This is a genomic window from Kitasatospora sp. NBC_01539, from assembly GCF_045040525.1.
Taxonomy (GTDB): Bacteria; Actinomycetota; Actinomycetes; order Streptomycetales; family Streptomycetaceae; genus Kitasatospora.
Map to the genome: position 1 here is coordinate 126,149 of NZ_CP109390.1, position 26,105 is coordinate 152,253.

The 26,105-nt window shown below is 74.8% G+C and carries 20 protein-coding genes and 1 pseudogene; 14 read left to right on the top strand and 7 right to left on the bottom strand.

Annotated features, from left to right (window positions below; genetic code table 11):
- The first annotated feature begins 248 nt into the window (after nt 1–248).
- Entirely contained in the window at nt 249–821 is a 573-nt protein-coding gene (locus tag OG335_RS00585) for a DUF4240 domain-containing protein (RefSeq protein ID WP_405008908.1), read from the top strand.
- A gap of 213 nt (nt 822–1,034) precedes the next feature.
- Here OG335_RS00585 and OG335_RS00590 read toward each other — a convergent pair whose 3' ends face one another.
- Together OG335_RS00590 and OG335_RS00595 are read right to left on the bottom strand one after the other, a co-directional pair.
- The gene (locus tag OG335_RS00590) at nt 1,035–3,086 is read right to left on the bottom strand and encodes a WD40 repeat domain-containing protein (protein ID WP_405008907.1); all 2,052 of its coding nucleotides are present in this window, start codon (nt 3,084–3,086) and stop codon (nt 1,035–1,037) included.
- A gap of 114 nt (nt 3,087–3,200) precedes the next feature.
- A complete protein-coding gene (locus OG335_RS00595) occupies nt 3,201–3,485 on the bottom strand; it encodes a helix-turn-helix domain-containing protein (protein ID WP_405015273.1) in 285 nt (94 codons plus the stop codon).
- 62 nt (nt 3,486–3,547) lie between these two features.
- On the opposite strand from OG335_RS00595, the gene map reads away from it, so the two are divergent.
- Nucleotides 3,548–4,315: a type I methionyl aminopeptidase gene (gene map, locus OG335_RS00600; RefSeq protein WP_405008906.1), complete on the top strand. Its 768-nt coding sequence runs from the start codon at nt 3,548–3,550 to the stop codon at nt 4,313–4,315.
- Nucleotides 4,316–4,480: 165 nt separating this feature from the next.
- Here the strand turns inward: map and OG335_RS00605 are convergent, their stop codons facing one another.
- Both OG335_RS00605 and OG335_RS00610 read right to left on the bottom strand, forming a co-directional pair.
- A complete protein-coding gene (locus OG335_RS00605) occupies nt 4,481–4,684 on the bottom strand; it encodes a cold-shock protein (protein WP_030918248.1) in 204 nt (67 codons plus the stop codon).
- Between the two features lie 256 nt (nt 4,685–4,940).
- Nucleotides 4,941–5,861, bottom strand: a complete 921-nt coding sequence (locus OG335_RS00610; RefSeq protein WP_405008905.1) for an oxidoreductase — start codon at nt 5,859–5,861, stop codon at nt 4,941–4,943.
- Nucleotides 5,862–5,932: 71 nt separating this feature from the next.
- Here OG335_RS00610 and OG335_RS00615 point away from each other — a divergent pair, with 71 nt between their 5' ends.
- Both OG335_RS00615 and OG335_RS00620 read left to right on the top strand, forming a co-directional pair.
- A complete protein-coding gene (locus OG335_RS00615; RefSeq protein WP_405008955.1) occupies nt 5,933–6,484 on the top strand; it encodes a hypothetical protein in 552 nt (183 codons plus the stop codon).
- Nucleotides 6,457–6,912 (top strand): winged helix-turn-helix domain-containing protein, encoded by a 456-nt coding sequence (locus OG335_RS00620; protein WP_405008956.1) that lies wholly within the window; start codon nt 6,457–6,459, stop codon nt 6,910–6,912. The genes OG335_RS00615 and OG335_RS00620 overlap by 28 nt, the downstream gene beginning before the upstream one ends.
- A 68-nt stretch (nt 6,913–6,980) precedes the next feature.
- Here the strand turns inward: OG335_RS00620 and OG335_RS00625 are convergent, their stop codons facing one another.
- Nucleotides 6,981–9,107 (bottom strand): alpha/beta hydrolase family protein, encoded by a 2,127-nt coding sequence (locus tag OG335_RS00625; protein ID WP_405008903.1) that lies wholly within the window; start codon nt 9,105–9,107, stop codon nt 6,981–6,983.
- Between the two features lie 282 nt (nt 9,108–9,389).
- Between OG335_RS00625 and OG335_RS00630 the strand changes: the two genes are divergently transcribed.
- Nucleotides 9,390–10,574 carry a glycosyltransferase family 2 protein gene (locus OG335_RS00630; protein WP_405008902.1) on the top strand — a complete coding sequence of 395 codons (1,185 nt, stop codon included), beginning with the start codon at nt 9,390–9,392 and terminating at the stop codon, nt 10,572–10,574.
- A 97-nt stretch (nt 10,575–10,671) separates the two neighbouring features.
- Here OG335_RS00630 and OG335_RS00635 read toward each other — a convergent pair whose 3' ends face one another.
- Nucleotides 10,672–13,890, bottom strand: coding sequence for a type I polyketide synthase (locus tag OG335_RS00635; RefSeq protein WP_405008901.1), 3,219 nt, complete (start codon nt 13,888–13,890; stop codon nt 10,672–10,674).
- A gap of 208 nt (nt 13,891–14,098) precedes the next feature.
- Between OG335_RS00635 and OG335_RS00640 the strand changes: the two genes are divergently transcribed.
- The 3 genes from OG335_RS00640 to OG335_RS00650 all read left to right on the top strand — a co-directional run bounded on the left by OG335_RS00640 (nt 14,099) and on the right by OG335_RS00650 (nt 18,940).
- A complete protein-coding gene (locus tag OG335_RS00640) occupies nt 14,099–17,344 on the top strand; it encodes an amino acid adenylation domain-containing protein (RefSeq protein ID WP_405008900.1) in 3,246 nt (1,081 codons plus the stop codon).
- Nucleotides 17,341–17,748, top strand: a complete 408-nt coding sequence (locus OG335_RS00645) for a RidA family protein (RefSeq protein WP_405008899.1) — start codon at nt 17,341–17,343, stop codon at nt 17,746–17,748. The genes OG335_RS00640 and OG335_RS00645 overlap by 4 nt, the downstream gene beginning before the upstream one ends.
- An 88-nt stretch (nt 17,749–17,836) precedes the next feature.
- The gene (locus tag OG335_RS00650; RefSeq protein WP_405008898.1) at nt 17,837–18,940 is read left to right on the top strand and encodes an alpha/beta hydrolase; all 1,104 of its coding nucleotides are present in this window, start codon (nt 17,837–17,839) and stop codon (nt 18,938–18,940) included.
- A gap of 106 nt (nt 18,941–19,046) precedes the next feature.
- Here OG335_RS00650 and OG335_RS00655 read toward each other — a convergent pair whose 3' ends face one another.
- Nucleotides 19,047–20,282 (bottom strand): helix-turn-helix domain-containing protein, encoded by a 1,236-nt coding sequence (locus OG335_RS00655; protein WP_405008897.1) that lies wholly within the window; start codon nt 20,280–20,282, stop codon nt 19,047–19,049.
- Between the two features lie 302 nt (nt 20,283–20,584).
- Here OG335_RS00655 and OG335_RS00660 point away from each other — a divergent pair, with 302 nt between their 5' ends.
- The 6 genes and pseudogenes from OG335_RS00660 (at nt 20,585) to OG335_RS00685 (ending at nt 26,098) form a co-directional block, all read left to right on the top strand.
- Nucleotides 20,585–20,743, top strand: a complete 159-nt coding sequence (locus OG335_RS00660; protein WP_405008896.1) for a hypothetical protein — start codon at nt 20,585–20,587, stop codon at nt 20,741–20,743.
- 792 nt (nt 20,744–21,535) lie between these two features.
- Nucleotides 21,536–22,594: a glycosyltransferase gene (locus tag OG335_RS00665; protein WP_405008895.1), complete on the top strand. Its 1,059-nt coding sequence runs from the start codon at nt 21,536–21,538 to the stop codon at nt 22,592–22,594.
- 155 nt (nt 22,595–22,749) lie between these two features.
- Entirely contained in the window at nt 22,750–23,541 is a 792-nt protein-coding gene (locus OG335_RS00670) for a phytanoyl-CoA dioxygenase family protein (RefSeq protein WP_405008894.1), read from the top strand.
- Between the two features lie 25 nt (nt 23,542–23,566).
- Nucleotides 23,567–24,598 (top strand): polysaccharide deacetylase family protein, encoded by a 1,032-nt coding sequence (locus tag OG335_RS00675; protein WP_405008893.1) that lies wholly within the window; start codon nt 23,567–23,569, stop codon nt 24,596–24,598.
- Nucleotides 24,599–24,816: 218 nt separating this feature from the next.
- Nucleotides 24,817–25,197, top strand: a pseudogene (locus OG335_RS00680) (FAD-binding protein); the annotation flags it as partial.
- 562 nt (nt 25,198–25,759) lie between these two features.
- Complete coding sequence (locus OG335_RS00685; RefSeq protein WP_405015276.1) at nt 25,760–26,098, top strand: D-arabinono-1,4-lactone oxidase; 339 nt, start codon at nt 25,760–25,762, stop codon at nt 26,096–26,098.
- Nucleotides 26,099–26,105: the final 7 nt, after the last annotated feature.

Consider the following 26,105-nt stretch of genomic DNA (forward strand, 5'->3'; position numbering starts at 1 on the left):
GCGACGGGGCCGGCCCGGGCGACCGAAGAGGCGTGACGGCCGCCCGGGCCTGTGCCCCGCCCGACTCCCCGCCTCACCGCCCACCGGCCCGGCAAACCCCCTTCACCGGCATCCCGCGCGGACGGCCTTCACCCCGGCCGACCCTGGCACGGCCCGGGGCCGCCCCGCCCCGCCCGCCCTGTCGCGCCCTGTCGCGGCCGGCCTCGTGCAACGGCTGCTGTCGCAGCCCTGCTCTAGGCTCCCCGGCCATGCAGATCAACGACTGGTGGGGCCTCGTCGAGCAAGCGCGCAGCGTGGTCGGTGACCGTGCCGATGACAGGAACCTGCCCGACGACCCGTTGCCCGGCGCCCTCACGGGCATACTCGCGTCACTGGAGCCGGCGGAAATCATCGACTTCTACCTGAAGGCGATCGAGGTGACCGACTCCGCGTACCGGCGTCCGCTGTGGAAGGCCGCCTACCTCGTGGAGGGTGGCTGCGGAGACGACGGCTTCATGGACTTCCGCGACGGGCTGATCCTGCTCGGACGGGAGACGTTCACCCGCGCCGTCGCCCGTCCCGACTCCCTGGCCGAGCTGCCCGTGGTCGTCCGGATGAGCCGCGACGAGGACGGCTGGATCGGCTTCGAGTCGCTGAGCTACCTGATCAAGCAGGCGTACCGGGAATCCCAGGGCGAGACCGGTTCGTTCGACACGGCCGTGGACGCCGCTCTGCGCGCCACGGTGCGGCCCGAAGAGCCGACCGGGGCCGACTGGGACAGTGAGGACGACGACGAGATGCGGCGCCACCTCCCCCGGCTCGCGGCGCTCTTTCTCGACTGAACCCGATGAAGCCGCTCGTCGCCGGCGGCGCCTGACCCCGAATGCCGGACACCAGGGACGTTCTGCCAGGTTTCTGCAGCATGAAATCGATTGCCGAGGAGGCGTCCGCCGAGCACGGCATACTCTTCAAGCCCACGGTCTGGGTCGATTGGACCGGACCGGAGACCTAGTAAAATCCGGGGTGCCCTTTCGGGGGCACCCCGGCCCTTTTTCTCAATCGCCTTCCCGGATCGGCGGACGAACGAGTGCGATGTCCTGGCCGAACCCCACCGCCACTCCCCCGTCCGCGGTGGCCGCGAGGCAGACGGCGGCACCGGGCAGCAGCAGCGGCCGGGTGGACGGTTCACCGGTGCGCAGGTCGATCAGAGTGAGGGTGCGGTCGGCGCGGGCCACGTACAGCTCGGGCCAGCCGAGGCCCGCGACGGCGGTGACGGCGGCCGGGCCGTCGATCTCCGGGCCCGCCGGCCGACCGGTGCGGTCCCAGGCGCGGAGTGCGGTGGCGCCCTCGGCCGCATCCTCGGAGCGGACGGTGACGAGTCGGCCGTCGAGGAGTGCCAGCACGGGGTGGTCCTCGGTTCCCGGCACGATCTCCGGCGCGGACGACGGGTCGTCCAGGTCGAACAGCCGGGCCGGTTCCTCGTAGGACGTCAGAGCGACGGTCGCGCGCCCGTCGACCGCGCCGACGGCGAATCCGGTGGTGCCCGTTTCGGCGTCCACGGGGATCGTGGCGAGAACGGCCCCGTCGGCGGGGTTCCGGAGCGTGATGTCCCCGTCCCCGTAGACGACCAGTGCGTCGCCGGTGCGCAGGCGCCGGTGGACGGCCCAGCGGACGATGCTGCTGTCGGTGCGGGCCGGTGCGCCGGAGGGGCCGCCCGCGGCCAGGTCCCAGCGGTACAGGAGCGGATCGGGGTCGTGCGGGGATCCGGAGCCGGTGGCGGCGTACGGACGGCCGCCGTCGCTCCAGGCGGCCAGGGCCCTGGTCACCACGACCTCGGTGGCGAGGGGCGCGGCCAGCAGGGTGCCGTCGGCGGCGCGGCGGACCACCAGGGTTCCGCCTTCGTCGACACTGACCACCACTCCGTCCGGCTCGGTGACCGTGACGTCCGCCAGTCGCTGGCCGTGGCCGGGCTTGCGGTCCACGGAGGCGGCCGGGTCCCAGAGTGCGACCACACCGTCCTGCTCGGAGGAGGTCAGCAGGAGGTCGCGCCCCTCCCAGCGGACGGCCTCGACGGCGGCCCGTGCGACGGATCCGGCGAGGGGTGGTCCGAGCGGCCGCATGGTACGGGCGTCCCAGAGATGGACGTTCCACCTGGTGGACACGGCGAGGGCGGGCCCCGTCACGGTCGGATTGCTCTGCGGTCCCAGCCCCGGCCTGGACTGCATCAGCCGGTCCGGAACGGGGTACAGGTGTGCCGTGAGCAGTTCGTGCTGACCCGTCGTCAGGTCAATGGTGGCGTGGGCATCCTGCTCGTCGCGGACGGTCAGCAGCTCCCGACCGTCCGACCGCCACAGGGTGGCGCCCTTGATCGGGCGTAGCCCGGCGGGGACGGGGAGCTGTCGCACCTGGTCGTCGTCCGGGTTCCACAGCAGGACCCCTTCGTCCGAGAGCAGCACGACCGCGCTCCCGTCCGCGAGGGCGCCGGGACTGAGCCCGATGACGGGCGGCAGGTGCGGAAGGCGGAGCCGCGCGCCGGTCGCGAGGTCCCAGAGCCCGAGGCCGCTCCAGGCGGTGCTGACCAGCAGCCGGGTGTCAGGTCCGCTGCCGAGGACCGCCAGGGCGTGCGGGCTTTCGCCGACGTCGATCGTCCGGCGGAGCGCGAGGTCGGCGAGGGCCCAGATCCGCACCGTGTGGTCATCGTGGCTGGAGATGAGCAGCGGTTCGGTGGCGTCGGGCGCGAAGGCCAGGACGCGAACGGGTACCTCGCACTCCACGGTGCGGACCCGGCCCGACCGGACGTCCCGGACTTCCAGCCGGTGCCTTCGGAGCTTCGGGTCGGCCGGTGGCCGTTCGTCGGCCCTGACGGCGGTGGCCAGTTGGGGCCGGCCGTCGACCTCGCCCCAGGCGCTGGCCACGACCCGCCCGACCCGCACCTGCCAGATCAGCCGGAGGTCCAGGTCGATATCGGTCGCCCAGTCGACCCGCCACAGGTCGCCGTCCGGGTCGCCGACGGCCCGGCCCCGGCGGACGGCGTCGAGGAGGGCGGACTGCCGTCGGTCGACATCGTCCGGCTCCGCGTGTCCGACGTCGGCTACGACCTGATCCATCGGCGTTGCCCTTCTTCGTGCTTCGTGGCGATCGGGACGAGATGCCGTGCGGGTGCGACCCTGCCGCGCTACGACGGGAACGCCTGCCCTCGCCGGCGGCCGGCGCGTGTCGGGTCACGCCGACATGGCGTGCTCGCCGCCTTCGGAGTCGTCCGACTCGTCCGCGCAGGCGGCGGCCAGGTCGTCGAGTGACAGGTGCAGGGCGTGGGCCAGGGCTGCCACGGTGAAGAAGGCCGGGGTCGGGGCCCGACCGGTCTCGATCTTGCGGAGCGTCTCCGCGGACACCCCGGCCGCCGCTGCCACGTCCACCATGCTGCGGTCACCGCGGGCCCGGCGGAGCAGGGCCCCGAAGCGCTCTCCACGGTGCCGCTCTTCCGGGGTCAAGGGAACTCTCACCATGCCCGTGATACTAATACCGGTATAAGTATTGGGCAGCATCGCACCGCAGGGAGCCACGACACATGGTGGAGATCAAGACCGACACGGCACTGGAAGCGATGCGTGAAGCCGGACGCGTCGTGGCCCACGCACTTGCGGCCGCCCGTGAGGCGGCAGCCGTGGGAGTCCGTCTGCGCGAGCTGGACGAAGCCGCCCGCGCCGTTCTCACCGCGGCCGGAGCGCGCTCACCGTTCCTGGGCTACCAGCCCTCCTTCGCCCCCGTCCCCTTCCCCGCCGTGATCTGCGCCTCCGTCAACGACGCCGTCGCACACGGCATCCCCGACGACCACCGCCTGCGCGACGGCGACCTGGTCAGCATCGACTGCGGAGCCGAACTCGACGGCTGGACCGGCGACGCCGCGATCAGCTTCACCGTCGGCACCCCTCGCCCCGCCGACCTCGAACTCATCGCCGCCACCCGGCGGGCCCTGGACGCCGGCATCGCCGCCGCCACCACCGGCCGTCGCATCGGCGACATCTCCCACGCCATCAGCACGGTCGCCCGCAAGGCCGCCTGCGGCATGCCGACCGACTTCGGCGGCCACGGCATCGGCCGCCGGATGCACGAGGACCCCCACGTCCCCAACCACGGACGGCCCGGTCGCGGCTTCCCCCTGCGCCACGGTCTCACCCTCGCCCTCGAACCCATGCTCATGGCCGGCGGACGCAACGCCTACTACACCGACCCCGACGGATGGACCCTGCGCACGACCGACGGCAGCCGCGCCGCCCACATCGAACACACCATCGCCGTCACCGAGGACGGCCCCCGCATCCTCACCCTGCCCTGACAACCCCGAAACCCTGCCCCGACCCCGAAACCCGCCCCGACCCCGGATCCGCTCACACCCGGCGGGGGCCGCCGACCGGTCGGCCGTGCGGCGACAAACGCAAGGCCCGCACCGGATGTGACATCCGGTGCGGGCCCCTGCTACCAGGCGGGTGCCGTGGCGAAATTACAGCGGGCGAATGTTCTCCGCCTGCGGGCCCTTCTGGCCCTGCGTGACGTCGAACTCGACCTTCTGGCCCTCGAGCAGCTCGCGGAAGCCGTTGGCGTTGATGTTCGAGTAGTGGGCGAAGACGTCCGGGCCGCCACCCTCCTGCTCGATGAAGCCGAAGCCCTTTTCCGCGTTGAACCACTTCACAGTGCCATTAGCCATAAAAATTCTCCTTCAAAGGGGCTGTCCGAGACCCGCACGGTGCGGGCCCCGAGTGCCGCGATGATGACCCACCCGGAGAAAAGATCCGGAAAAAACAAAATGCGCCTGCGATATATCAGCAGGCGCACACCAAGTCCATGGGAACCACTACTGCAACTCCCCTGAACTGTAGCAGGCCCGACAGCGGAACGGCGGGACATCGACCTGCGGGTTCGCGCCGGGCCCGCGCAGCGGTCTCCTGCTGCGGCGGCCGAGGTCAGAGCGCCCTTCCCCCGCCGCCGTGGTGGAGGTCGTCGAGGGCCGCGAGGTCGGTGTCCGAGAGGCGGATCGCCCCGGCGGCGACGTTGGCCGCGAGGTGGTCGAGGTCCCCGGTGCCCGGGATCGCCAGGACGTGCGGGCCGCGGTGGAGCGTCCACGCGAGGCGTATCTGGGCGGTGCTCGCGCCGTGCGCCCGGGCGACGGCACGGACGGCGTCCGCCTCGGCGTCGACTGCGCCGGCCTGACCCGCGGTGCCCGCGATCGCGTAGAAGGGGACGAACGCGATGCCCTGCTCGCCGCAGAGCCGCACGAAGCCGTCGTCCTGCGGGCGCACCCCGATGCCGTACCGGTTCTGCACGCAGACCACGGGAGCGATGGCGCGGGCCTCGGCGAGCTGGGCGGGGGTCACGTTGGAGAGGCCCAGGTGGCGGACGAGCCCGGCCTCGCGCAGCTCGGCGAGGACGCCGAAGCGTTCGGCGACGGAGTCGGTGCCGAGGACGCGGAGGTTCACGACGTCGAGGTGGTCGCGGCCGAGCTGGCGCAGGTTCTCCTCGACCTGGCCACGCAGGCGGTCGGGGGTGGCGTGAGGCGTCCAGTGACCGGACGGGTCGCGGCCGGGGCCGACCTTGGTGGTGATGACGAGGTGGTCGGGGTACGGGGCCAGGGCCCGGTTGATGAGTTCGTTGGCGGAGCGCAGCGGCGAGAAGTAGAAGGCCGCGGTGTCGATGTGGTCGACGCCCAGGTCGAGGGCGCGGCGCAGCACGGCGACGGCCTGCTCGCGGTCGCGGGGGCGGGCGCCGGGTACGAGGGCCTCGCCCGTCTGGGGCAGGCGCATGGCGCCGAAGCCGATCCGGTTGATCGTCAGGTCGCCGAGCCGCCAGGTGCCCGACGCCGCTGCGGTGATGGTCCGTGGTGTCATGCCGGGGATCGTCGCGGCCGGGTAGGCTGGCGCGCCAATGATTCGGGCATGCGCGAATGTCGGGGGTGCGGGTGGCGGCTGAGCTGGCGTTCTCCGCGCGTGATCTCGCGCGACTGCGCTTCGCCGTCTCGCCGATGTGGGAGGTGGGGCCGAGCTTCCGGCTGCTGGTGTCGGGCATCGCGCATCCGGTGCACCACACGTGGGTGGCGCAGGTGCGGCCGCGGTGGGCGGCGGCCGGGCTGGACCGCGGCTGGCTGGGCGATCTGGTGCCGGGGGCGGGGTACGTCCCGGACTTCCTGAATCCCGCGCCCGACGGGCCGGCGCCGACGCTGGGCCGGGAACTGGCGCAGATCGCCGCCACGCCGGCCGACCGGGTGCGCCGGGACCTCGACCGTCTGGCGGAGGAGCAGGGGCACCTCGGACCGCGGGCCAGCGCGCTGTACGCGCGGCCGCGGGCCCGTCTGGAGCGGGTCACCGAGGAGATCGCCGCGTACTGGGATCTCGCACTGGCCCCGTACTGGGCGAGGATCCGGGCCGTCCTCGACGCCGACGTGTTCCACCGGGCGCGGCAGGTCGCCGAACAGGGGCCGGCCGGTTGTTCAACGAGCTGCACCCGACGGTGAGCTGGGACGACCACGCCCTGCGGCTGGCCCGGCGCACCCGGGCGCTGTCCCGGCCGACCGCCGGGGCGGGGATGGTCCTCCTGCCGTCCGTCTTCACCGGGCCTTGCCCGCTCACCCGGGTGACGCCGCCCGAACCTCCTCAGCTGGCCTACCCGGCGCGGGGCATCGGCGACCTGTGGGCGGCCCGTCCGGCCGCCGGGACGACTCCGCTCGCCGCCGTGCTCGGCCGCACCCGGACGCGGCTGCTGACCGAACTCGACTCGCCGGCCTCCACCACGGAGCTGGCCCAGCGCACGGGGCTCTCGCCGGCCGGCGTCTCCCAGGCCCTCACCGCGCTGCGCGACGCCCGCCTGGTCAGCGCCCACCGGGCCGGCCGGGTCGTGCTCTACGCCCGCACCTCCGTCGCGGACACCCTCATCGCCGGGTGAGCCGTCAGCGACCCCGCGGGCCCGAAGGCGCCGACAGGGCGTCGACGAACCGTGCCCGGCCCGGACGGTCACCCGGCACCGTGGAGCCCGCGCCGCAGCGGCGCCGGGGTGCCGGGGGCCCACGGCGGCGCGTCCGCCGTGGTGAAGCCGAACGCATGCGCGTAGAGGGAGAGTTCGGCCGTGAGGCACTGCTCGACGGTTCGGGCGGTGCGGAAGCCGTGCTGCTCGCCCTCGAAGGTCAGGTAGGCCTGCGGCACGCCGCTGCCCCGCAGGCGGTCCAGGAAGCGTTCGGACTGTTCGGGCGGGCAGACCGCGTCGTCGGTGCCCTGCAGGATGACGAACGGGGTGCGCACGTGGTGCGCGCGCCGGAGCGGGGAGACCTCCTCGTAGCGGGAACGCGCCTGCGGCCACGGGCCGATCAGGCTCTCCAGGTACCGGGATTCGAAGTCGTGGGTGCCGCTGACCCGCCACTGCTCGGGGTCGAGCAGCGGGTAGTAGATGCCCGCCGCGCGGTAGAGGCCGGGCTCCGCCGCCAGCGAGGCCGCGGCCGTCCAGCCGCCGGCACTGCCGCCGCGGATGCCGATGCGCGCCGGGTCGGCGATGCCCCTGGCGATCAGGGCCCGGGCCACCGCCGCGCAGTCCCGGACGTCGGTGACGCCCCAGTGCCCGCGCAGCCGTTCGCGGTACGACCGGCCGAAGCCGGTCGAGCCGCCGTACTGCACGTCGACGACGCCGATGCCGCGGCTGGTGAAGAAGGCGATCTCGGGACGGGCGACGAGCCGGCTGCGGGTGGTGGGACCACCGTGCACCTGCACGAGGAACGGCGGGAGCTCGCCCTCCGGCGCCGCGGCACCGGGATGGTGCGGCGGGTGGACGAAGGCGTGGACCTCCTCGCCGTCCGGGCCGGGCAGGACCTCGTGGCGGCCGTGCGGGTGGTGGTCGGCGTGGCGCAGCGGCTCGGCCCGGACCACCTCCGTCCACTCCGTCCGCTCCGTCCGCGGCCGGTCCCGGCGCCGAGCATCCCGCGCCGAAGCACCCGCCGCCGATACGCCCTGCACCCGACCGGACGGCGCCACGGCGGACGGCACGGCGGACGGCACGGCATCGGACGGATCCGGGTCGTCCACCGTCACGAGGACGACGGCCCACGGGTCGCGCGGGCCGGCGGCGGTGGCGGCCACCCGTCGGCCGTGCACGGCGATGCCGACCCACTCGGTGTACGGGGACGGGACGTCGTTGAGCGAGCCGTCCGCCCCGAGCACGGCGAGCCTGCGGTCCGCGGTGCCGTGGGTGACGGCCAGCCGCCCGCCGCCGAGAGGGAGGAACCAGCGGGTGCCGATCCGCCACAGCGGCTCGCCGAACTCCTCGGGGCGGGGGCAGAGGGCGCGCGAGGTGCCGTCCAGCCGCACCTCGTGGAGGTTCCACCAGCCGTCGGGGTCGGCCACGACGTGGAGCACGCCGGGACGGTCCGGGTCCCACTCGACCTGGCCGACCGAGACGCCGTCGCCCCCGGCGATCCTGCGGGGCGTGCCGAGGCCGCCGTCGGCGGTGACCGGCGCGCACATCAGCTCGGTGGCGTCCCAGGGCATCGCCGGGTGGTCCCAGCCGATCCAGGCGGCGTGCCGGCCGTCCGGCGAGATCCTGGGCCCGGTCATGAAGTGGTGGGTGGCGGCGAGCACCCGGACGGCGCCGCGCGCGTGCGCGGCACTGCCGTCGAGCGGGAGGGCGACCAGCTCGCGCCGGACCTCGGTGCCGGTGTTCCCGGTGAACTCCTCGCGCAGGCACCAGATCTCGTCACCGACCCGGGTGAAGTCGCAGTAGCGGGCGCCGGCCGGACGAGCGGGCTGCGGGCTGATGGCGACCGGAGGTGTGCCGGGTGACGCCCGGTGGACGCGCTGGTCGTCCCAGTGCACGAAGACGAATCCGGCCGTGGCGTCGGCGCCGAGCGCCAGCCACGGCCTGCCGCCGTACTCGATGACGCGCGAGCGGACGTTCCACGCCGGGCCGAGCAGTTCGCGGACCTCGCCGTCCGGGGTGCGGCCGACGAGCGCACTGCGGCCCGCCTCGGCGGGGCGGGCCTCCGTCCACCAGAGTTCGTCGCCCACGAAGTCGAGCCAGTCGGGGGCGGATTCGCCCTCGGCGACCTCGGCGGCGGTGATCGGGGACGTCCACGTCCCGTACGGCGCGGTGCGCATCGTTTCCTCCTGGTGGGGACGGCGGACGGACGGCCCGGACGGTGTTCGGCCACCGAGTGCCGGGCGGGTGCCAGGCGGGTGCCGGGCGGGTGCCGGGCGGGTGCCGGATCGGCCGTCCAGGGGTTGCTCTTCCCCCGTTCGCATTGCTCCAGACCTTCGGGCAACAGATTTGGCAACACCTTGCCACGATGTGCCTCCGCCCGTTACCGTCTGGCCTGCGGAGGGCTGGACCGGGTCGGCCCCGACCCGCACCCTCCGCCGGGCCTCGTGAGGAGCACACACATGGGCACGCCGAAATTCAGCGTCGTGATCCCCTACAAGCAGCGGCTGGACAACATCGGGCTGGTCTTCGCCGCACTCGCCGACCAGACCCTCGACCGCTCGGACTTCGAGGTCGTGGTCGGCGCCCTGGAGTACGCGCCGGAGTACACCGCCCTCTGCCGGGAGTACACGGACCGGCTCCGCATCGTCACCGTGACGGCCGACGTGCCGTGGAACCTCAGCCACGCGCGCAACCTGGCCGTGGCCCAGGCCACCGGCGAGGTGCTGGTCTTCCTCGACGCCGACATGATGCTGCCGCCCGGCTGCCTGGAGAACCTCTACACCCGGCACTACGCCCACCGGCAGAACGTCTGCATCGCCGGCGGGATGATCGGCTACGACGACGTGGCCGAACGCGACGTCGACACCGTCACCGCCCTGCCGTACAGCCACTACCGCACCGTGCTGGCGCAGTTGGAGCAGACCGACGTCAGCGGCATGGACGAGCGCTGGTCGCCCGCGTACCGCTCGCCGATCGCCCGCTTCCCGTGGGTGTACGCGCGCGGCGGGTTCCTCGCCCTTCCCGCCGCGACCCTGCGCCGCCACGGGCTGCACTTCGACGAGGGCTTCGACGGCTGGGGCCCCGAGGACCAGGAGTGGGGGCTGCGCGTCGCCGCCACGGGCACGCCCGTGCTGCTGCCGCAGGACGTGTACGGCGTGCACCTGCCGCACGCCCGCGACCTCTCCGCCAACGGCACCACCGCCGGGGTCAACAACAAGTACTACCTGGCCAAGTGGCCACGACTCGACCTCGAACTCGCCCTCGCCTTCGGCTGGCTGGAAGCCGACCGGATCTACCAGGAGGTCGAGCGCGAGCTCGCGGCGGCCGCCGGGGGCGAGGGCCGAGCGCTCGGAGCCGTCCGCGGCACCGTCAACGGCACGGACGTCCTCCTCGTCGGGGTGGTGACCGCGGACGGCATCCCCCTGCCCTCCCCCGACCTCGACGCCCTGGACGACACGCGCGCCCTCCCCGCGGTGCTCCCGCTCGCCGGGTTCGGCCTGCCCCACCCCGACGGCAGCGTCGAGGAGTGCCGCGTCCTGCCGCCGGTCGCCGCCCTCGGTGCGCGCTACCGCGACGCGATCCTCCGCGAGGCGGAGCGCGTCGCCCGCAAGGTCACCGCACCTGCCGGGGCCGCGCGGGGCTGACTCCGGCCGGAGACGCGCGAGGCGCCGCCCACCCCCCGGGCCCACCGGGGTGCGGGCGGCGCCTCGCGTCCGGGCCGGGCCCGGGGGTGGGCGCGGCTCAGGAGACTCCCGCGGGCACCGTCTCCGTCGACCCGTGGAGCAGCCTGCGGGCCAGCTCCGTCTGGCGGCCGAGGGTGCGGCCGAGCAGCATGTCGCGCACCGGCACCCGGATGCCGAGCTCCTGCCGGATCCGGTGCGCCAGACGGGTGATCAGCAGCGAGTCCCCGCCGAGCTCGAAGAAGTCGGACGCGTCGGTGAGCCCGTCGTGACCGAGCAGTTCCCGCCAGCACCGGGTCATCAGCACGGCGACGTCGACGTCCGGGACGGTCGCGGTGCCCGCGGCCGCCGATGGGTCGGGCACCGCAGGCCCCACCGCCACCGTCACGGCAGCCGCCACCGCCACTGCGGCCTCCGCCTCCGCCGTCGCCGTCACCGCAGCCGCCGTCACCGCGCCCGGTGCGGCGGCGGTCGTCACGGCGGCGGTCGGCGCAACGGCGGCGGGGCGCGGGCGTGCCTCCGGGGCGATCCAGCGCGGCCCGGCGAAGGCGTAGCCCGGCAGGTGGACGGTGCGCCCGCCGCCGCACAGCCCGCCGGGTGCGAGGGGCAGCCCCTCCACCCAGAGGGCGCCCAGTGCGGCGAGCACCTCGGCGCCCGGCCCGGCCGTACGGTCCGGCGAGAGCGGTACGGCCGGCAGGCCCGCGGCGTCCGCCATCGCCGACAGCACCCGGCCGGGCCCGATCTCGACGGCGACGGCGCCCGGCAGTTGGGCGGCGACCGCCGCGAGTCCGTCGGCGAACCGCACCGCCCCGCGGGCCTGTCCGGCGAAGTGGCCGGGGGCGAGGACGGCCCCGGCCGGCAGGAGGCGGCCGGTGGCGTTGGCGGCGAGCGGCACCCGCAGGACCTGCGGGGACGACCCGGCGGCTGCCTCGGCGACCGCCGCGAGGGCCGGCTCGATGAGCGGCGAGTGGAAGGCGCGTGCGGTGGCGAGCCGGCGGGTGAAGGTCCGCCCGGCCAGCCAGGCCTCGAAGGCGTCGATCTCGCCGGGGGCGCCCGCGACCACGCAGGAGTCGGGGGTGTTGACCGCCGCGACCCCTACCAGGGCGCCTGCGGCGGCGATCCAGGCCAGGGCCTCGTCCTCGGTGCAGCCGAGGGCGAGCATGGCGCCTTCGGGGCAGGCCTGCATGGCCCGTCCGCGGGCGATGACGAGGCGCGCGGCGTCCGCGAGGCCGAGCGCGCCGGCGACGCAGGCCGCGGTGATCTCGCCCAGGCTGTGCCCGGCCACCGCGGCGGGGCGTACCCCGAGGTCCGCGAGCGCCGTGGCGGCCGCGTACCCGACCGCGAACAGCGCCGGCTGTGCGAGCACGGTGTCCGCCAGCGCGTCGGCGGGGGCGCCCCGGTCGAGCAGCAGCGTCCGCAGCAGGCCGGGCGTCGGCACCGTCCCGGAGCCGTCGGTGGCGCCGGAGCCTCCGGTGGCGCCGAGGCCGTCGTCGAGGGCCGCCAGGCAGTCGTCGAGGGCCTGCCGGAATCCGGGCAGCGCCTCCGCGAACGGCCGTGCCATGCCGGGGTGCTGCGTGCCCTGGCCGGGGAAGAGGAACACCGCGGGCACCGTGCCGGAGACCGGGCGCCGACCGGTGACGACGCCTTCGCCGCTGCGCAGCCGGGCCGCGACCTCCGCGCCGCCGCGTCCGGTGACCGCGAGCCGCCAGGGCAGTGCGGCCCGTCCGGTGGCCAGGGTGGACGCCACGTCCGCGAGGTCGGCCCCGGTGGTGACGAGGTGTCGGCCCGTCCGGTCGGCGGCCCGGGCCAGTGCCTCCGGGTCGGCGGCCGACAGCACCACGAGCCGCTCCCGCGGCACCTCGGCGGGCGCGGTGGGCGCGGTGGGCGCGGTGGCGGTGACCGCGGTGGCCGCGGACGACCCGGCGGCGGGTACGGCAGCGGGGGTCGGTGTGGCGGCAGGGGTGACGGGCGGGGTGACGGGCCGCAGGGGTGGCTGCTCCACGACGACGTGGGCGTTGGTGCCGCCGATGCCGAACGCGCTGACGCCGGCGCGCCGCGGCTCCGGGCCGGTCCAGGCGGCGGCCTCGCGCGGTACGTGCAGCGGCGATCCCTCGGACTCCAGCAGCGGGTTCGGTGTGGTGAAGCCGGCCACCGGGGGCACGACGCCGTGCCGGACGACCAGCAGTGCCTTGATCAGCGCGGCCACGCCCGCGGCGTTGTCGAGGTGGCCGGTGTTGGCCTTGAGCGCACCGACCGCCACCTGTCCGGGCCGGGCGCCCGCGGCGGCGAGCGCCGCGGAGGCCGCCGCCCACTCGATGGGGTCGCCGACCCGGGTGCCGGTGCCGTGGGTCTCCAGGTAGCCGACGGTCGTGCCGTCGACGTCCGCCGCGCGGAGGGCGGCGCGGATCACCGCCTGCTGCCCGCCGACCGACGGCGCGTAGTAACCGGCCTTCGCCGAGCCGTCGTTGTTGATGGCGGTGCCGAGCACCACGCCGTACGGGTCGAGGTCCTCGTCGAGGGCGTCCTGCAGTCGGCGCAGCACGACGCAGGCGACCCCCGACCCGGCGACGACGCCGTCGGCCTCGCCGTCGAACGGTCGGCAGCGGCCGGTCGGCGAGTGGATCCCTCCGGGCAGGTGGAGGTGCCCGCCCTGCGGGTACGGGATGCCGGCGGCGACGACGAGGGCCTGGTCGCAGTCGCCGTTGAGCAGGGCCTGGGTGGCGAGGTGCACGGCGACGAGGGAGGAGGAGCAGGCGGTCTGCACGGCCATGGCGGGGCCGGTCAGCCCGAGGCGGTAGGAGACCAGGCTCGCCAGGAAGTCGGGCTCCGTGCCGTGGACGGCGTCCTCCAGCGTGACGGGGTCGAGCAGGCCGCCGGCGGCCATGGCGCGGAGGTAGCCGCTGCCGGAGGCCGAGGCGTAGACGGCGGTCACGGGAGCGACGCCGAGCGGGTCGGTGCCGGCGTCCTCCAGGGCCGACCAGGCGGTCTCCAGGATGAGCCGGTGCTGGGGGTCCATCAGCTCGGCCTCGCGCGGGCTGATCCGGAAGAGCGCGGCGTCGAAGCGGTCGGCGTCGTCGAGGTGGCCGCGCACGGGCACGTAGCCGGGGTCGTCGAGCAGGACGCGGGGAACTCCTGCGTCGGCGAGGTCCTGCCGGTCGTGGCGGGTGGTGAGCACCCGCCCGGCCTTCACTGCCTCCCAGAGCGACGCCACGTCGGGGGCGTTCGGGAATCGTCCGGAGATGCCGGTGACGGCGATATCCAGGGAACGGTCGCGGACCATCGAACCACCTTCGGCTAGCGCGGTGCCCGGGCCGTCCGCGGCGCTGCGCGGGTCGGACGGCCTCCGCGGCCGGCGGGTGCCCGGCCGCGGCCCGGCCAACATTGCCAGACCGGACAAGCCTGTGGCAATATCTTGCCTTCCAGTTGGCAACATTGGTGGCCTCCGCGGTGGACTGCGAGGCCGACCGGACCCGAGGGGAGAGGTCGGCGTGCTACCTGACCCGGCATGGACCGAGGGGCGCACTTCCACCGCGCCCGACGAGGGACTGCACGAGACGTTCGCCCGCACCGCGCGGCGCCACCCGCACCGGACCGCCCTCGTCGGAACCGGCGGCCGCCTCACCTACCGGCAGCTCGACCGCACGGCCGACGCCTGGGCGGGCCGCCTGACCGCCGCCGGCGTCGTGCCGGGCGACCTCGTCCCCGTCCTGCTGCCGCGGGGCCTCGACCTCGTCACCGCCCTGCTCGCCGTGCTCAAGACCGGCGCGGCGTACGCCCTGCTCGACCCGGCCTGGCCCGCCGACCGCCTCGGCCGCGTACGGGAGTTGCTGGACCCGCCGCTGCTGATCGCCCCACCCGGCCATCCTGGCCTGCCCGGCACCGGCCAGGCCACGACGCCACCGACCGGCACGGGCCGGGAACCGCTCGTGTGGACCCCGCCGGCCGAACCGGTCGACCCGCCCGCCGGCTTCCGTCCGGTGCCCGTCGGCGGCGACGCCGCCTGCTGCGTGTTCTTCACCTCCGGCACGACCGGCCGGCCCAAGGGCGTCGTCACCCCGCACCGCGCCACCGCACGACTCTTCCCGACCGACGGCTTCGCCCGGTTCACCCCGCACTCCGTCGTGCCGCTCGCCGCCCCCACCCCGTGGGACGCCTTCTCCCTGGAGCTCTGGTCCGTCCTCCTCAACGGCGGCACCTCGCTCGTCGTGGAGGACGCCTACCTCTCCCCCGCCGCGCTGCGCGACGCGGTCACCACCCACCGGGCGGACACCGTCTGGCTCACCAGCAGCCTCTTCAACCTGGTCGTCGACGAGGACCTCGACGCCTTCCGCGGCGTCACCCAGGTGATGACCGGCGGCGAACGCCTCTCCGCCCCGCACGTCCGCCGGTTCCTGCGCCGCCACCCCGGCACCGCGCTGCTCAACGGCTACGGCCCGGTCGAGAACACCGTCTTCGCCACGACCCACCGCATCACGGAGGTCGACTGCGACCTCCCCGGCGGCATCCCGCTCGGGCGTCCCGTCCCCGGCACCCAGGTGCACGTGCTGGACGGCGACCGCCCCTGCGGCGCCGGCCGCACCGGCGAGATCTGCCTCGGCGGCGACGGCCTCGCCCTCCACTACCTCCGCGAACCCGCCCTCACCGCACGGGCCTTCGTCACGGTCGTGATCGACGGGCGCCCCCGGCGCCTCTACCGCACCGGCGACCTCGGCACGTGGGACACCGACGGCCTCCTGCACTTCCGCGGCCGCGCGGACCGCCAGCTCAAGATCCGCGGCCACCGCGTCGAACCCGCCGAGGTGGAACGGCAGATCGAGCGCCTGCTGCCCGGCGTCACCGCCTGCCGGGTGCTCGGACGGCAGACCGCGGACGGCGGCCGGGAGCTCGTGGCGTTCTGCACCCCGCAGGAACCGGGCGACCGACTGCCGGACGCCGTACGCATCCTGGACACCGCACTCGTCCCCTACCAGCGGCCCGCCGCCGTGGTCGCCGTCGGCGCCTTCCCCCGCACCCCGCAGGGCAAGCTCGACGAAGCCGCGCTCCTCGCCCTGGCCGCGGCACCCCCCGCGGCCCGCCCACGGGACGGTGCCGACCCGGACGTCGCACCCGCCACCCTCACCGACCCCGCCGACCGCGTGGTCGCCGAGGCCTTCGCCGAGGTCCTCCGGCGGGACGCCGTACCGCTCGACACCCCCTTCGTCGAGCTCGGCGGCAGCTCCCTCGGCGCCGGACGGGTCTGCGCCCGCCTCGCCGCACGCCTCGGCCGGCCCGTGCCGGTCTCCCGCCTCTACGAGCTGCCGACCGTCACCTCTCTCGCCGACTGGCTGCGCGCCACCGGCACTCCCCCGCAGGACGCGGCCACCGGCTCCGGTCCCTCCCCCGACCCCACCGACACACCGCTGACACCGCTGACACCGCTGACACCGCTGCAGACCGTCTACCTCACCCGGCAGATGCTCGAACCGGCCGACCTGACCGCACACTGCCTGCTCACCTGGACGATCACCGGCGACCTCGACCACGGCGCGCTGGAGGACGCCGTCGCCGACGTGCATCGCCGCCACGAACCGCTGCACAGCGGGTACTTCCTCGACCCGGCCCCGCACGCACGGCCGACGGACATCCCGCCACCGCTGCTCGACGTCCTGCCCGACCGACCGGACACCGCCGCCGCCGTCCGGGCGCTCCGCACCGAACTCGCCGACGAACTCGCCCTGGACGAAGGTGAGGTGTGGCGCACGGCGCTGGTGCCGGTGAGGCCCGCAGGCGCGCCCGACGGACCGCGCACCGCGGTGTTCGGCTGCGTCGTGCACCACATCGCCTTCGACGGATGGTCGGAGTCCGTCCTCGCCCGGCACCTCGCCGACGCCTACGCCGAACGCACGGCCGCCACCGTCCATGGCCCGCAGGCCGATGCGGAGCCGCCCCGGCCTGCGCCCGGCCTGGCGGAGGTCCACGCCGAACGCCTCCGCCACGCCCGGCACGCCGGGCCGCGCGACCGCCACGAGTCGTACCTGCGCGACGAGTTGAAGGGTCTCCCGGCCCTGCCCTGGCCCTCCGCCGACGGGACCCGCGACGCCACGGGTCCGGGCCGGGTGGAGGCCCGCCTCACCGCGGCCCAGCTCGCCGGCGTCGACGCCCTGGCGACGGACGCGGGCACGACCCGGTTCGGCGCCCTGCTCGCGCACTGGGCCGCGGCCCTGGCCGAGACCACCGGTGCGCGGGACTTCGGGGTCGGCGTACCCGTGGCGCAGCGCGACTCGCCGATCCTCGCCGGTGCCGTCGGCTGCCACATCGAGATGCTCTGCCTGCGGCTGCGCGGCACCGCGCTCGACGGCGGCACGACCGGCGCACGGGAGACCGGCCGCACGGTGGCCCGCGCACTCGCCGCCCAGGACGTGCCGTTCGCCGACGTGCTGCGACTCACCGAGCCGCGACGCACCGGTCGGCCACCCCTCTACCAGGTGCTGTTCGCCCTCCAGGACAACGCCGCACCCCGGCTCGGACTCCCCGGCCTGCACACGGCGTTCCTCCGGCAGCCGTACCTGGAGCTGCCGCTCGAACTCCACACCGAGCTCTGGCCCGACGACGACGGCGGCATGCGCCTGGAGGTGGCCTTCCGTCCGGACGCCGTCGCGGAGTCCACCGCCCGGGAGCTCGCCGACCGCTTCACCGGCCGTCTCACGGCCCCCGCACCGCACGCGGCCCCTCTCTCCCCAGGAGTACCGGCATGACCAGACTCACCCACATCTCCGCACCCGCGGGCGTCGCGCCCAGCGACGGCTACACGCACGTGGTGACCGGCCCTGGCCGGCTGGCCGCCGTCGCCGGACAGCTGCCCTTCGACGAGAAGGGCTCCCTCGTCGGCGAGGGCGACCCCGCCGCCCAGGCCCGGCAGGTCTTCACCAACATGCGGGCCTGTCTGGCCGCGGCCGGGGGCACCTTCGACGACGTCGTCAAACTGACCGTCCACCTCACGGACATGGCGCACCTGACCGAGGTGCTCGCCGTCCGCGACGAGTTCATCGACACCGAGCGCCCGCCGGCCAGCACCGTCATGCAGGTGGCGGCGCTGTTCCTGCCCGAACTCCTTCTGGAGGTCGACGCGTTGGCGATCCTCGCGGACGACGCGCCCTGAACCGCGGCACAACCCCCCAGCCGCTGCCGATGCCGCTTCCGCTTCCGCCCACCGCACCGCGTCCCCGACCGTCCACGGCAGGAGTGCCATGACCGACCTCGCCGCCCCCACCGGGCACAGCACCTCCACCGACCCCGGCACCGCGACCGACCGCGGCAACCCCGCCCTCGGCGACCCCACCGACACCGTCACCGACACCCGTACGGCGGCGGCCCGCACCGCCGGCGGCGCCCCGCCGCCGTTCGACCGCGAGCTGGCGCAGCCGCTCGCGGCGATCCTCGCCGACCTCGCGATGCCGCTGACTCCGGCGCTGATCCCGGACCGTCGCCGCCGCAGCGCGGCCGGCCGGCTCACCGACGCACAGATCCTCCGCGGCGGCGCCTTCACCCTGGAGCACCTGGAGGTACCCGCCGCGCACGGCAGGCCCGCGATCCCCCTGCTGCTGTGCCGGCCGACCGCCGTCGACGTGCCGCGGGGCGTCGTCCACCACACGCACGGCGGCGGGATGGTGGCCGGCAGCCACCGCAGCACCGAGCTCGCCGGGGAGCTCGACCGGGCCGGGGAGCTCGGCCTGGCCGTGCTGTCCGTCGACTACCGGCTCGCGCCCGAACACCCCGACCCGGTGCCGGTGGAGGACTGCTACGCCGCGCTGCTCTGGCTGGCGGACCACGCCGTACGGCTGGGCCTGCCGGCCGACCGGATCGTGCTCAGCGGCAACAGCGCGGGAGGTGCGCTGGCCGCCGGCCTCGCCCTGCTCTGCCGTGACCGCGGCGGGCCCCGGCCGGCCGGGCAGCTGCTGCAGTTCCCGATGCTCGACGACCGTTCCGACAGCTTCTCCGCCCGGCAGATGGCCCGGGTCGGTCTCTGGGACGGCCTCTCCAACCGCGCGGGCTGGACGGCACTGCTCGGTGACCGCCGGGGTACGGACGCCGTCACGCCGTACGCCGCGCCCGCGCGGGCCCACGATCTCGCGGGGCTGCCCCCGGCGTTCCTGGAGGTCGGCTCGGTGGAGGCGCTGCGCGACGAGGGCGTCGCCTACGCCTCGCGCCTCTGGCGGGCGGGTTGCGAGGCTGAACTCCACGTCTGGGCCGGGGCGTTCCACAGCTTCGACGAATGGGTGCCGTCGGCGGTGGTCTCGCGGAGCGCGCACGCCGCCCGGGTGGCGTGGCTGCGGCGGGTCCTGGAGCTCTGAGCGCGCGGGCGGCACGACGTACGGCCGACGTGCCGTGATGCCGTGATGCCGTGATGCCGTGATGCCGTGATGCCGCGGGTGGGTGCCGCGGGTGCGCGGCGCCGACTCAGGGGGCGGGGACGGGCCGGCCCTGGTGGAGCTCCTCCAGGGCCTCCGCGAGGATGCGCCAGATGTCCGCGGCGAGGTCGATGTTGGAGCTCTGACGGGCCTCCTCGCCCAGCTCCTTCAGCCGGCCGAGCCCTTCGGCCTCCCTGCCCTCCAGGAGCAGCAGGCGGCTGTCGAGGATGCCCAGGCGCACCTGGTCGCGGTAGACCAGGAGGAGTTCGTCCCGGCTGAGTTCGTCGTGCGCCCGGCGGGCGTCGTCGAACCGCCCCTCGTGGAAGGCGAGGTAGGCCTGCAGGGTGAGCAGTTCCTGCCGCAGGACGGGCGTGCCGACGAGGGAGAGCGCCGTCCCGGCCTCCTGCAGGCAGTCCCGGCCGCGGTCGACCATGGGCGGCTTGGTCTGGAGGTAGAGGGAGGCGGCGGCGAGCCGCAGCCGCACCCACAGGGTGAGGTCGACCCTGCTCTCCAGGCCGAGCATCGCGCGCTCCAGGTAGTCGCGGGCGCCGTCGTGGTCGCCCTGCCGGGAGCGGACGGTGGCCGCGGACCACAGCGCCTCGGTGCGTGCCACGTCCGACCCGCCGCGTTCCGTGAGCCGGACGAGCTCGTCGACGTGCGCCCGGGCGTCGGGCAGCTGACCGGCCTCGGCCTCGGCGGCGACGAGGGTCTGGAGCGCCGCTCCGGTGTCGGAGACGGAGAGCTTCGCCTCGGAGGCGAGCTGGTAGGCGCGGGAGGCCACGCCGATGGCGCGGGCCACCTCGCCGGTCGACCGGAGCAGCCGGGCGAGCTGTGCCCAGGCGCGGCACTGCAGCTCGGGCAGGCCGAGTTCGTCGGCGATCCGGGCGAGCTCCTCCAGGCAGGCGCGCTCCTCGGAGTGCCGGCCCTGGCGCCGCCAGTAGCGGAAGACCACCCACAGGGCCTGCCAGCGCGAGAGGAGGTCGGCTCCCGGGGCGCGGTTCAGTGCGGTGATGAGGGCTTCGATCGCCTCGTCGCTGTCCGTGGACGTCGCGATGGAGAGGGCCTGGGCCAGTGAGCCGCCGCTGGCGGGCACGTCGAAGGCGGACCGGTCGACGCCGAACCGGTCGGCGAGGTAGGCCACCACGCGATCGGTCGGTTGCCGCGCTCCCGATTCCAGTCGCGACAGGTATCCGGTCGAGATTTCGTCGCCCGCGAGGGCGGCCTGCGAGAGGCCGCGCTCCTGCCTCAACTCCCTGAGGCGACGGCCGAAAAAGGGCTGCTCCATCATGCTGATCCCACAATCCACACGGATTCAGTTTCGGTCAGACGGTCAGCCCCCTGCGGGGGGCCTGCAGGGACATGCCGGGAGCCTCACCACTGTGCCAGAGGCAACTGTAATGGGCTGACACCGTTTCTGGCAATTGTGCCCGCACACGCTAGGCAAGTGATCTTCACCACAGAGTGACACCTTGTCACTAATTTGACATCTTTCAGGCAAGGACTTGCCAACGATCTTTTCCCGCGACTAGTTTTTCTTCTCGTACCAACGGATGCACCGATCCCTGCCCCTCCTCGACTGGAGCCGTCATGCGCAAGTACATCGGAACCGCCTCCGCCGCCGCCCTCGCCACCCTCCTGCTGGCCCTCCTGGTCGCCGCCCCGTCGAGCGCGGCGATCCAGGCGCCGGGAGGCGCCTCGACCGTCGTCCTCGCCGGCGACGGCCTGGACGACATCGACTGGCCGTGACACGACGGACACGCACGACCCCCGCGCCGTGCGGGCCGCGTCCCGCACGCACCTCCCGTCCGCCGCGCCGCCCGGTCGGCCCGGGTCCTCGGACCCCGGACGCCCGGAACCTGTGACGGTCGGCCGGCGGACTTCTCCCGGGTGAATCGGCACCTTTCCTCGCCGCACTCCCGCAGGGATCTTGACTAAACTTGTCAACGATTTGCCATAGCGGCATTCCGGGCTCCGGGTGAGCGCGGCCAATCGGGAGAACGCTCTCCCAGCTTTCCGCCAACGCCTGTGTTCTGCCCTGCACCGAAAAACCGCGTCGGCGGTCTCGAACCGACCGCCCGGCTCGTCGCGGGCGACCGTCCCACAGGCCCCATCAGGCCCACGGAAGCACCCATTTCGGACCTGCGGCGCTGCGGCCGGCCATGCCCGAACGAGAGAGCGCTTTCCCATCCGCCTTCCGTCCCGGTCCGGCCACGACCCGGCCCCGTGTTCCAGCCCCGTTCCAGTCCCGACCCGGCCCCGTGTTCCAGCCCCGTTCCAGTCCCGACCCGGCCCCGACCCGGCCCCGTTCCGACACCGTTGCGCGGGCGTCCCCGCGGGGCCGTACCGACCCGGCGGACCGCCTGGTCCGACCGTGCGTCAGGCCGACCGCCGCGCGTCGGTCGAGCCGTCGGACCGGTGGCCGAGCCGTCGGGGTCCGGTGGTCGGACCGTCAGGCCGCCGAACCGGCACACCCCGCAGAGCCGGCAGCCGCCGAGAACACGCCCGGCCGGCCGTCAACCCCTCCTCGAAGGAGAACCCATGCCCCTGACCGCGCACGACCCGGTGGGCACGCCCACCGTCGCCGTGATCATCCCCGTCCTGAACGGGGCCGCGCACATCGACCACGCGCTGGCCTCCCTCGTCACCCAGACCGTCCCGCCGACCGAGGTCGTCGTCGTCGACGACGGTTCGGACGACGACACGTACGAGCGCGCCGGCCGCTGGACCGACCTGCTGCCGCTGCGCGTCATCCGCGGCGAGCACCGGGGCACCTGGCACGCCCGGCAGACCGCCATCGCGGCGACCGGCTCCGAACTCGTCCTCCAGCTCGACGCGGACGACATGCTCCTGCCGGGTGCCGTCGCCGCCATGACCAAGGCGTACGCCGAGCGTCCCGGGCTGATCGCGCCCCGCCGGCTGCTGCTCGTCGAGAACGAGACGGAGGACATCCCGCGGCCGGTCACCGAGCGCCTGCCGGACTCCGACGACCAGTACGCCTACATGCTGGTGCGCAACTACCTCGGCGTCGGCTGCCTCTACAGCCGCAAGGACTACGAGGCGGTCGGCGGCTACCGGCCGTGCCGGTACGCGGAGGACTGGGACCTGTGGCTGCGGTTCGCGGCCGCCCGCATCCCCGTGTCGCTGCCGATCGAGCCGACGTACGTCTACCAGATGCACAGCGGCAACCTGTCCAGCAACATCGACATCGGCGCGACCGACCTGGAGATCCTCGGCCGTTTCCTGGAGGACGGCGACGCGCACCACCGTCTGATCGCCAAGCTGGCGTACCTCCAGCGCGCCGGACTCCCCTACGTGGAGAGCCTGGAGGAGCGCGCCCCCGCGGACTCCCCCGTCGCCGTCGCCGCGGCCGGGCTGTCCGAGGGCGACCCCGTCGAGGTGCGGTACGACCGCGACCTCGGGTACGTCCTCGTCGGCCACGCGGCGGACACCGGTGACCGCCGCCTGGTGGTCCTCTCCCCCGACGGGCAGCGGCGGCTGCGGTCCGTCGTGCTGCCCACGGGGCTCCTCGAGTCGAACGAGACCGACCCCGTGCACCACTGGGAGGGCTGCGACCTCACCTGGTGGGGCTGGCACTGACACCGGCCGCCCCGCCCCCGTACGGCACCGCCCCTGACGTCTCGGCGGTCGGCCTGCGACGCTCCGGGCCCGCCGAGGGCCCGTCCGCGCACCGGGCCCGCCGCGGCCGCGCCGCCCGCCGAGGGACACCGAACGCAACAGAGCGGAGTACGCCCATGACCCCTCAGACGTTACTGCCCCTCAGGTCCACCGACCTCGACCGGTTCACGGAGGACGGCTACCTCGTCCTGCCCGGGTTCCTCCCCGACGAGCTGGCCGGTCGGCTCCGGCGGGAGGCCGACCACTGGGTCGACGACGGCCTGCGGGCCCGGTCGATCGCCGCGGTGCTCGACCCCGACGCGCACGGCGCCCCGCCGGTCGTCGAGGTGGAGCTGCCCGCCCACGGCGAACTCGTCGGGCACCCGCCCCTGCTGGAGCTGCTCGCCGGGCTGATGGGCCCGTCGTTCGCCTTCCACCACCTGCACAGCGACCGGCAGGCCCCGGACACCCCGGGCAAGGCCTGGCACCACGACTACGAGCAGCGGCCGCAGACCGACCGGCGGTACGCGATGATCCACACCCTGCACTACCTCGACGGCCTCGACCGCGGCACGTCCTCGCTGGCCGTGCTGCCCGGCTCGCACCGGGAGGTGGCCGACAAGGACGCCCGTGCCGGGCTCGGCACCCGGGAGCTGCCGGGCGAGGTGGTCATCGACCGGCTGCCGCCCGGGTCGACGGTCGTGCTGCACTCGGCGCTCTTCCACGCCCGGCGCCGCCGGCCCGGATCGGCGGGCAAGGACCGCTACTTCGTCGACGCCTCCTACTGCGAGACCGGCCGGCTCTGGCCGCCCGTCAAGCCGTACTGGCGCTCCGTGCTGCGCAGAGCGCAGGACCTCGGCCTCGACCACGGCCGGTGGCCCGAGCTCTTCGCCGAGCGCCACTTCACCGAGTACACCCGGCCGGCCTGAGCCGCTGCCCCGACGGAGGTACAGGATGTTGTACTCAGGAGTCTCCTGGGGCGCCACCGGCTTCGAGGTCGACACCGTCGGCCCCGACGGCGGACGCGTGCTGCCCCGGATGCAGTTCGCCGCGGGCCGGGCCGATGAGATGATCGCGTACCTGCGCGGCATCCGGGGCCCGCACGCCACCGTGGTGGAGAGCACCAACGGGATCCTCGACGGCCGCATGATGGCGGCCGGCCTGGAGGTGTTCCGGGCGGACGAGGACGCCCTGCCCCGACGGCCGTCGTTCGGGTCCGTCCCGGCCGTCGACGTCGCGCACGCCGCGGCCCGCGCCCCGGCCGCGCTCACCCGGCTGGTCCGCAACCGCGGCACCCAGACCGGGCGCGAGCCGCTGCTGGAGCGGTGGATCGCCTCCGCCGCCGACGCGACGGCCCGGATGTCCGCCGCGGGCCGCTGCCTCGACCACGGGCCCCGCGAGCGCCGGGAGATCGCGCTGACCTTCGACGACGGCCCGCTGCCGCCCTACACCGGGCGGATCCTCGACGTGCTGGAGCGGTACGGCGTGCCGGCGACCTTCTTCTGCGTGGGCATGAACGCCGGCGCGTACCCGGAGGAGGTCCGGCGGATCCGCGCACAGGGCCACGGGCTGGCGAACCACACCTGGTCGCACCCGTTCCTGCCGGAGCTCACCCGCCCGGAGCTGGTCGAGCAGCTCGCGCGCACCCGCGACCGGATCGCCGAGGTGTCGGACGGCCCGGCGCCCACGCTGTTCCGGCCGCCGTACGGCGCACGCACCCCCGAGGTGGTGCGGTGGCTCACCGAGGAGGACGCCCGCGTCGTGCTCTGGGACGTCGCCCCGGACGACTGGGCGATGCCCGGCGCGGACTTCATCGCCGACACCGTCCTCGCCGAGGCCCGCCCGGGGTCGGTGGTGCTCCTGCACGACGGCGGCGGCGACCGGTCGCAGACGGTCGAGGCGCTGCCCGCCGTCATCGAGGGCCTGCTGGAGCGCGACTACCGCTTCGTCCTCGTCGACGACATGGTGACGGCGCCGGTCGGCTGACCCGCGCCCCGCACGGCACGCGGCGGGGCCGGGTGGGGGAGCCCGAACGAGCGGCACTCCCCCACCCGGCCCCGTGCTGCCGGAACCCCGCACGTGCAGCCGCGGGCCGTCCGCCGCCCCGTACCTGCCCCCCGTGCCTGCCCCGCGTACCTGCCCCGCGTATCTGCCCCCGTATCTGCCCCCGTGCCCGTACCCGTACCGATCGGAGTGATCACGCCATGGAGTCCCTCCCGACCACGAACTGGGCCGGCAACGTCGCCTTCGGCGCCGAGCGCACCCACCGGCCGCGCGACCTCGACGAGCTGCGCCGGCTCGTCGCCGGCTCGGCCCGGATCAGAGCGCTCGGCAGCGGCCACTCGTTCAGCCGGGTCGCCGCCGCGCCCGGCGACCTCGTCGTGCTCGACGGGCTGCCGGCCGCCGTCGACGTGGACACCGACCGCTCGACGGTCCGCGTGCCGGCGGGCCTGCGCTACGCCGAACTCGCCGTCGCCCTGCACCGGTCCGGCCTCGCCCTCGGCAACCTCGCGTCGCTGCCGCACATCTCCGTCGCCGGGTCGGTGGCGACCGGCACGCACGGTTCCGGCGACGCCCGCCGCTGTCTGGCCGCCGCCGTGACGGGCCTCCAACTCGTCGGCCCGGAGGGCGACCTCGTCGAGCTGGACCGCGCCACCGCACCGGACACCTTCCCCGGGTCGGTCGTCGCACTCGGCGCGCTCGGCGTCGTCACCCGTCTCACCCTGGAGGTCGAACCCGCGTACACGATGGCGCAGCGCGTCCGGGTGGCGGTACCCCTCACCGAGGTCGCCGACCGCTTCGACGCAGTCCTCGGCGCCGCCGACAGCGTCAGCGTGTTCACGGACTGGCGCGGCCCGGAGGCCCAGGTCTGGCTCAAGCGGCGTACCGACGGCAGCGGCAGTCACAGTGATAGCAGCAGTGACAGCGGCAGCGGCTGGGAGGGCGGCCGGGCGGCGGACCGCCCGCTCAACCCCGTGCCGGGCATGCCGCCGGAGCACAGCACCGAGCAACTCGACGTGCCCGGGCCGTGGTTCGAGCGGCTTCCGCACTTCCGCCCGGAGCTGACGCCCGGCGCGGGAGGAGCTGCAGTCGGAGTACTACCTGCCGCGGGAGGCGGCGCCCGCCGCGTTCGAGGCGCTGCGCGACATCGGCGACCTGGTCGCGCCGGCGCTGCACGTCGCGGAGGTCCGGACGGTCGCCGCCGACGATCTGTGGCTCAGCCCCGCGTACCGGCGGCCCACGGCGACCTTCCACTTCACGTGGGTCCGCGACGCCGCCGCCGTCGCACCGGTGATCGCGGCGGTCGAGGAGCGGCTGATACCGCTGGGCGGCCGGCCGCACTGGGGCAAGCTCACCGGCCTGGCCCCGGACGAGCTGGCCGCGCGCTACGAGCAGGCCGGCGAGTTCGGACGGCTGGCGCGGAAACTCGACCCGGCCGGGAAGTTCCGCAACGCGTTCCTCGACGCCCTGCTCGGCGACGGCTGACCCGTGC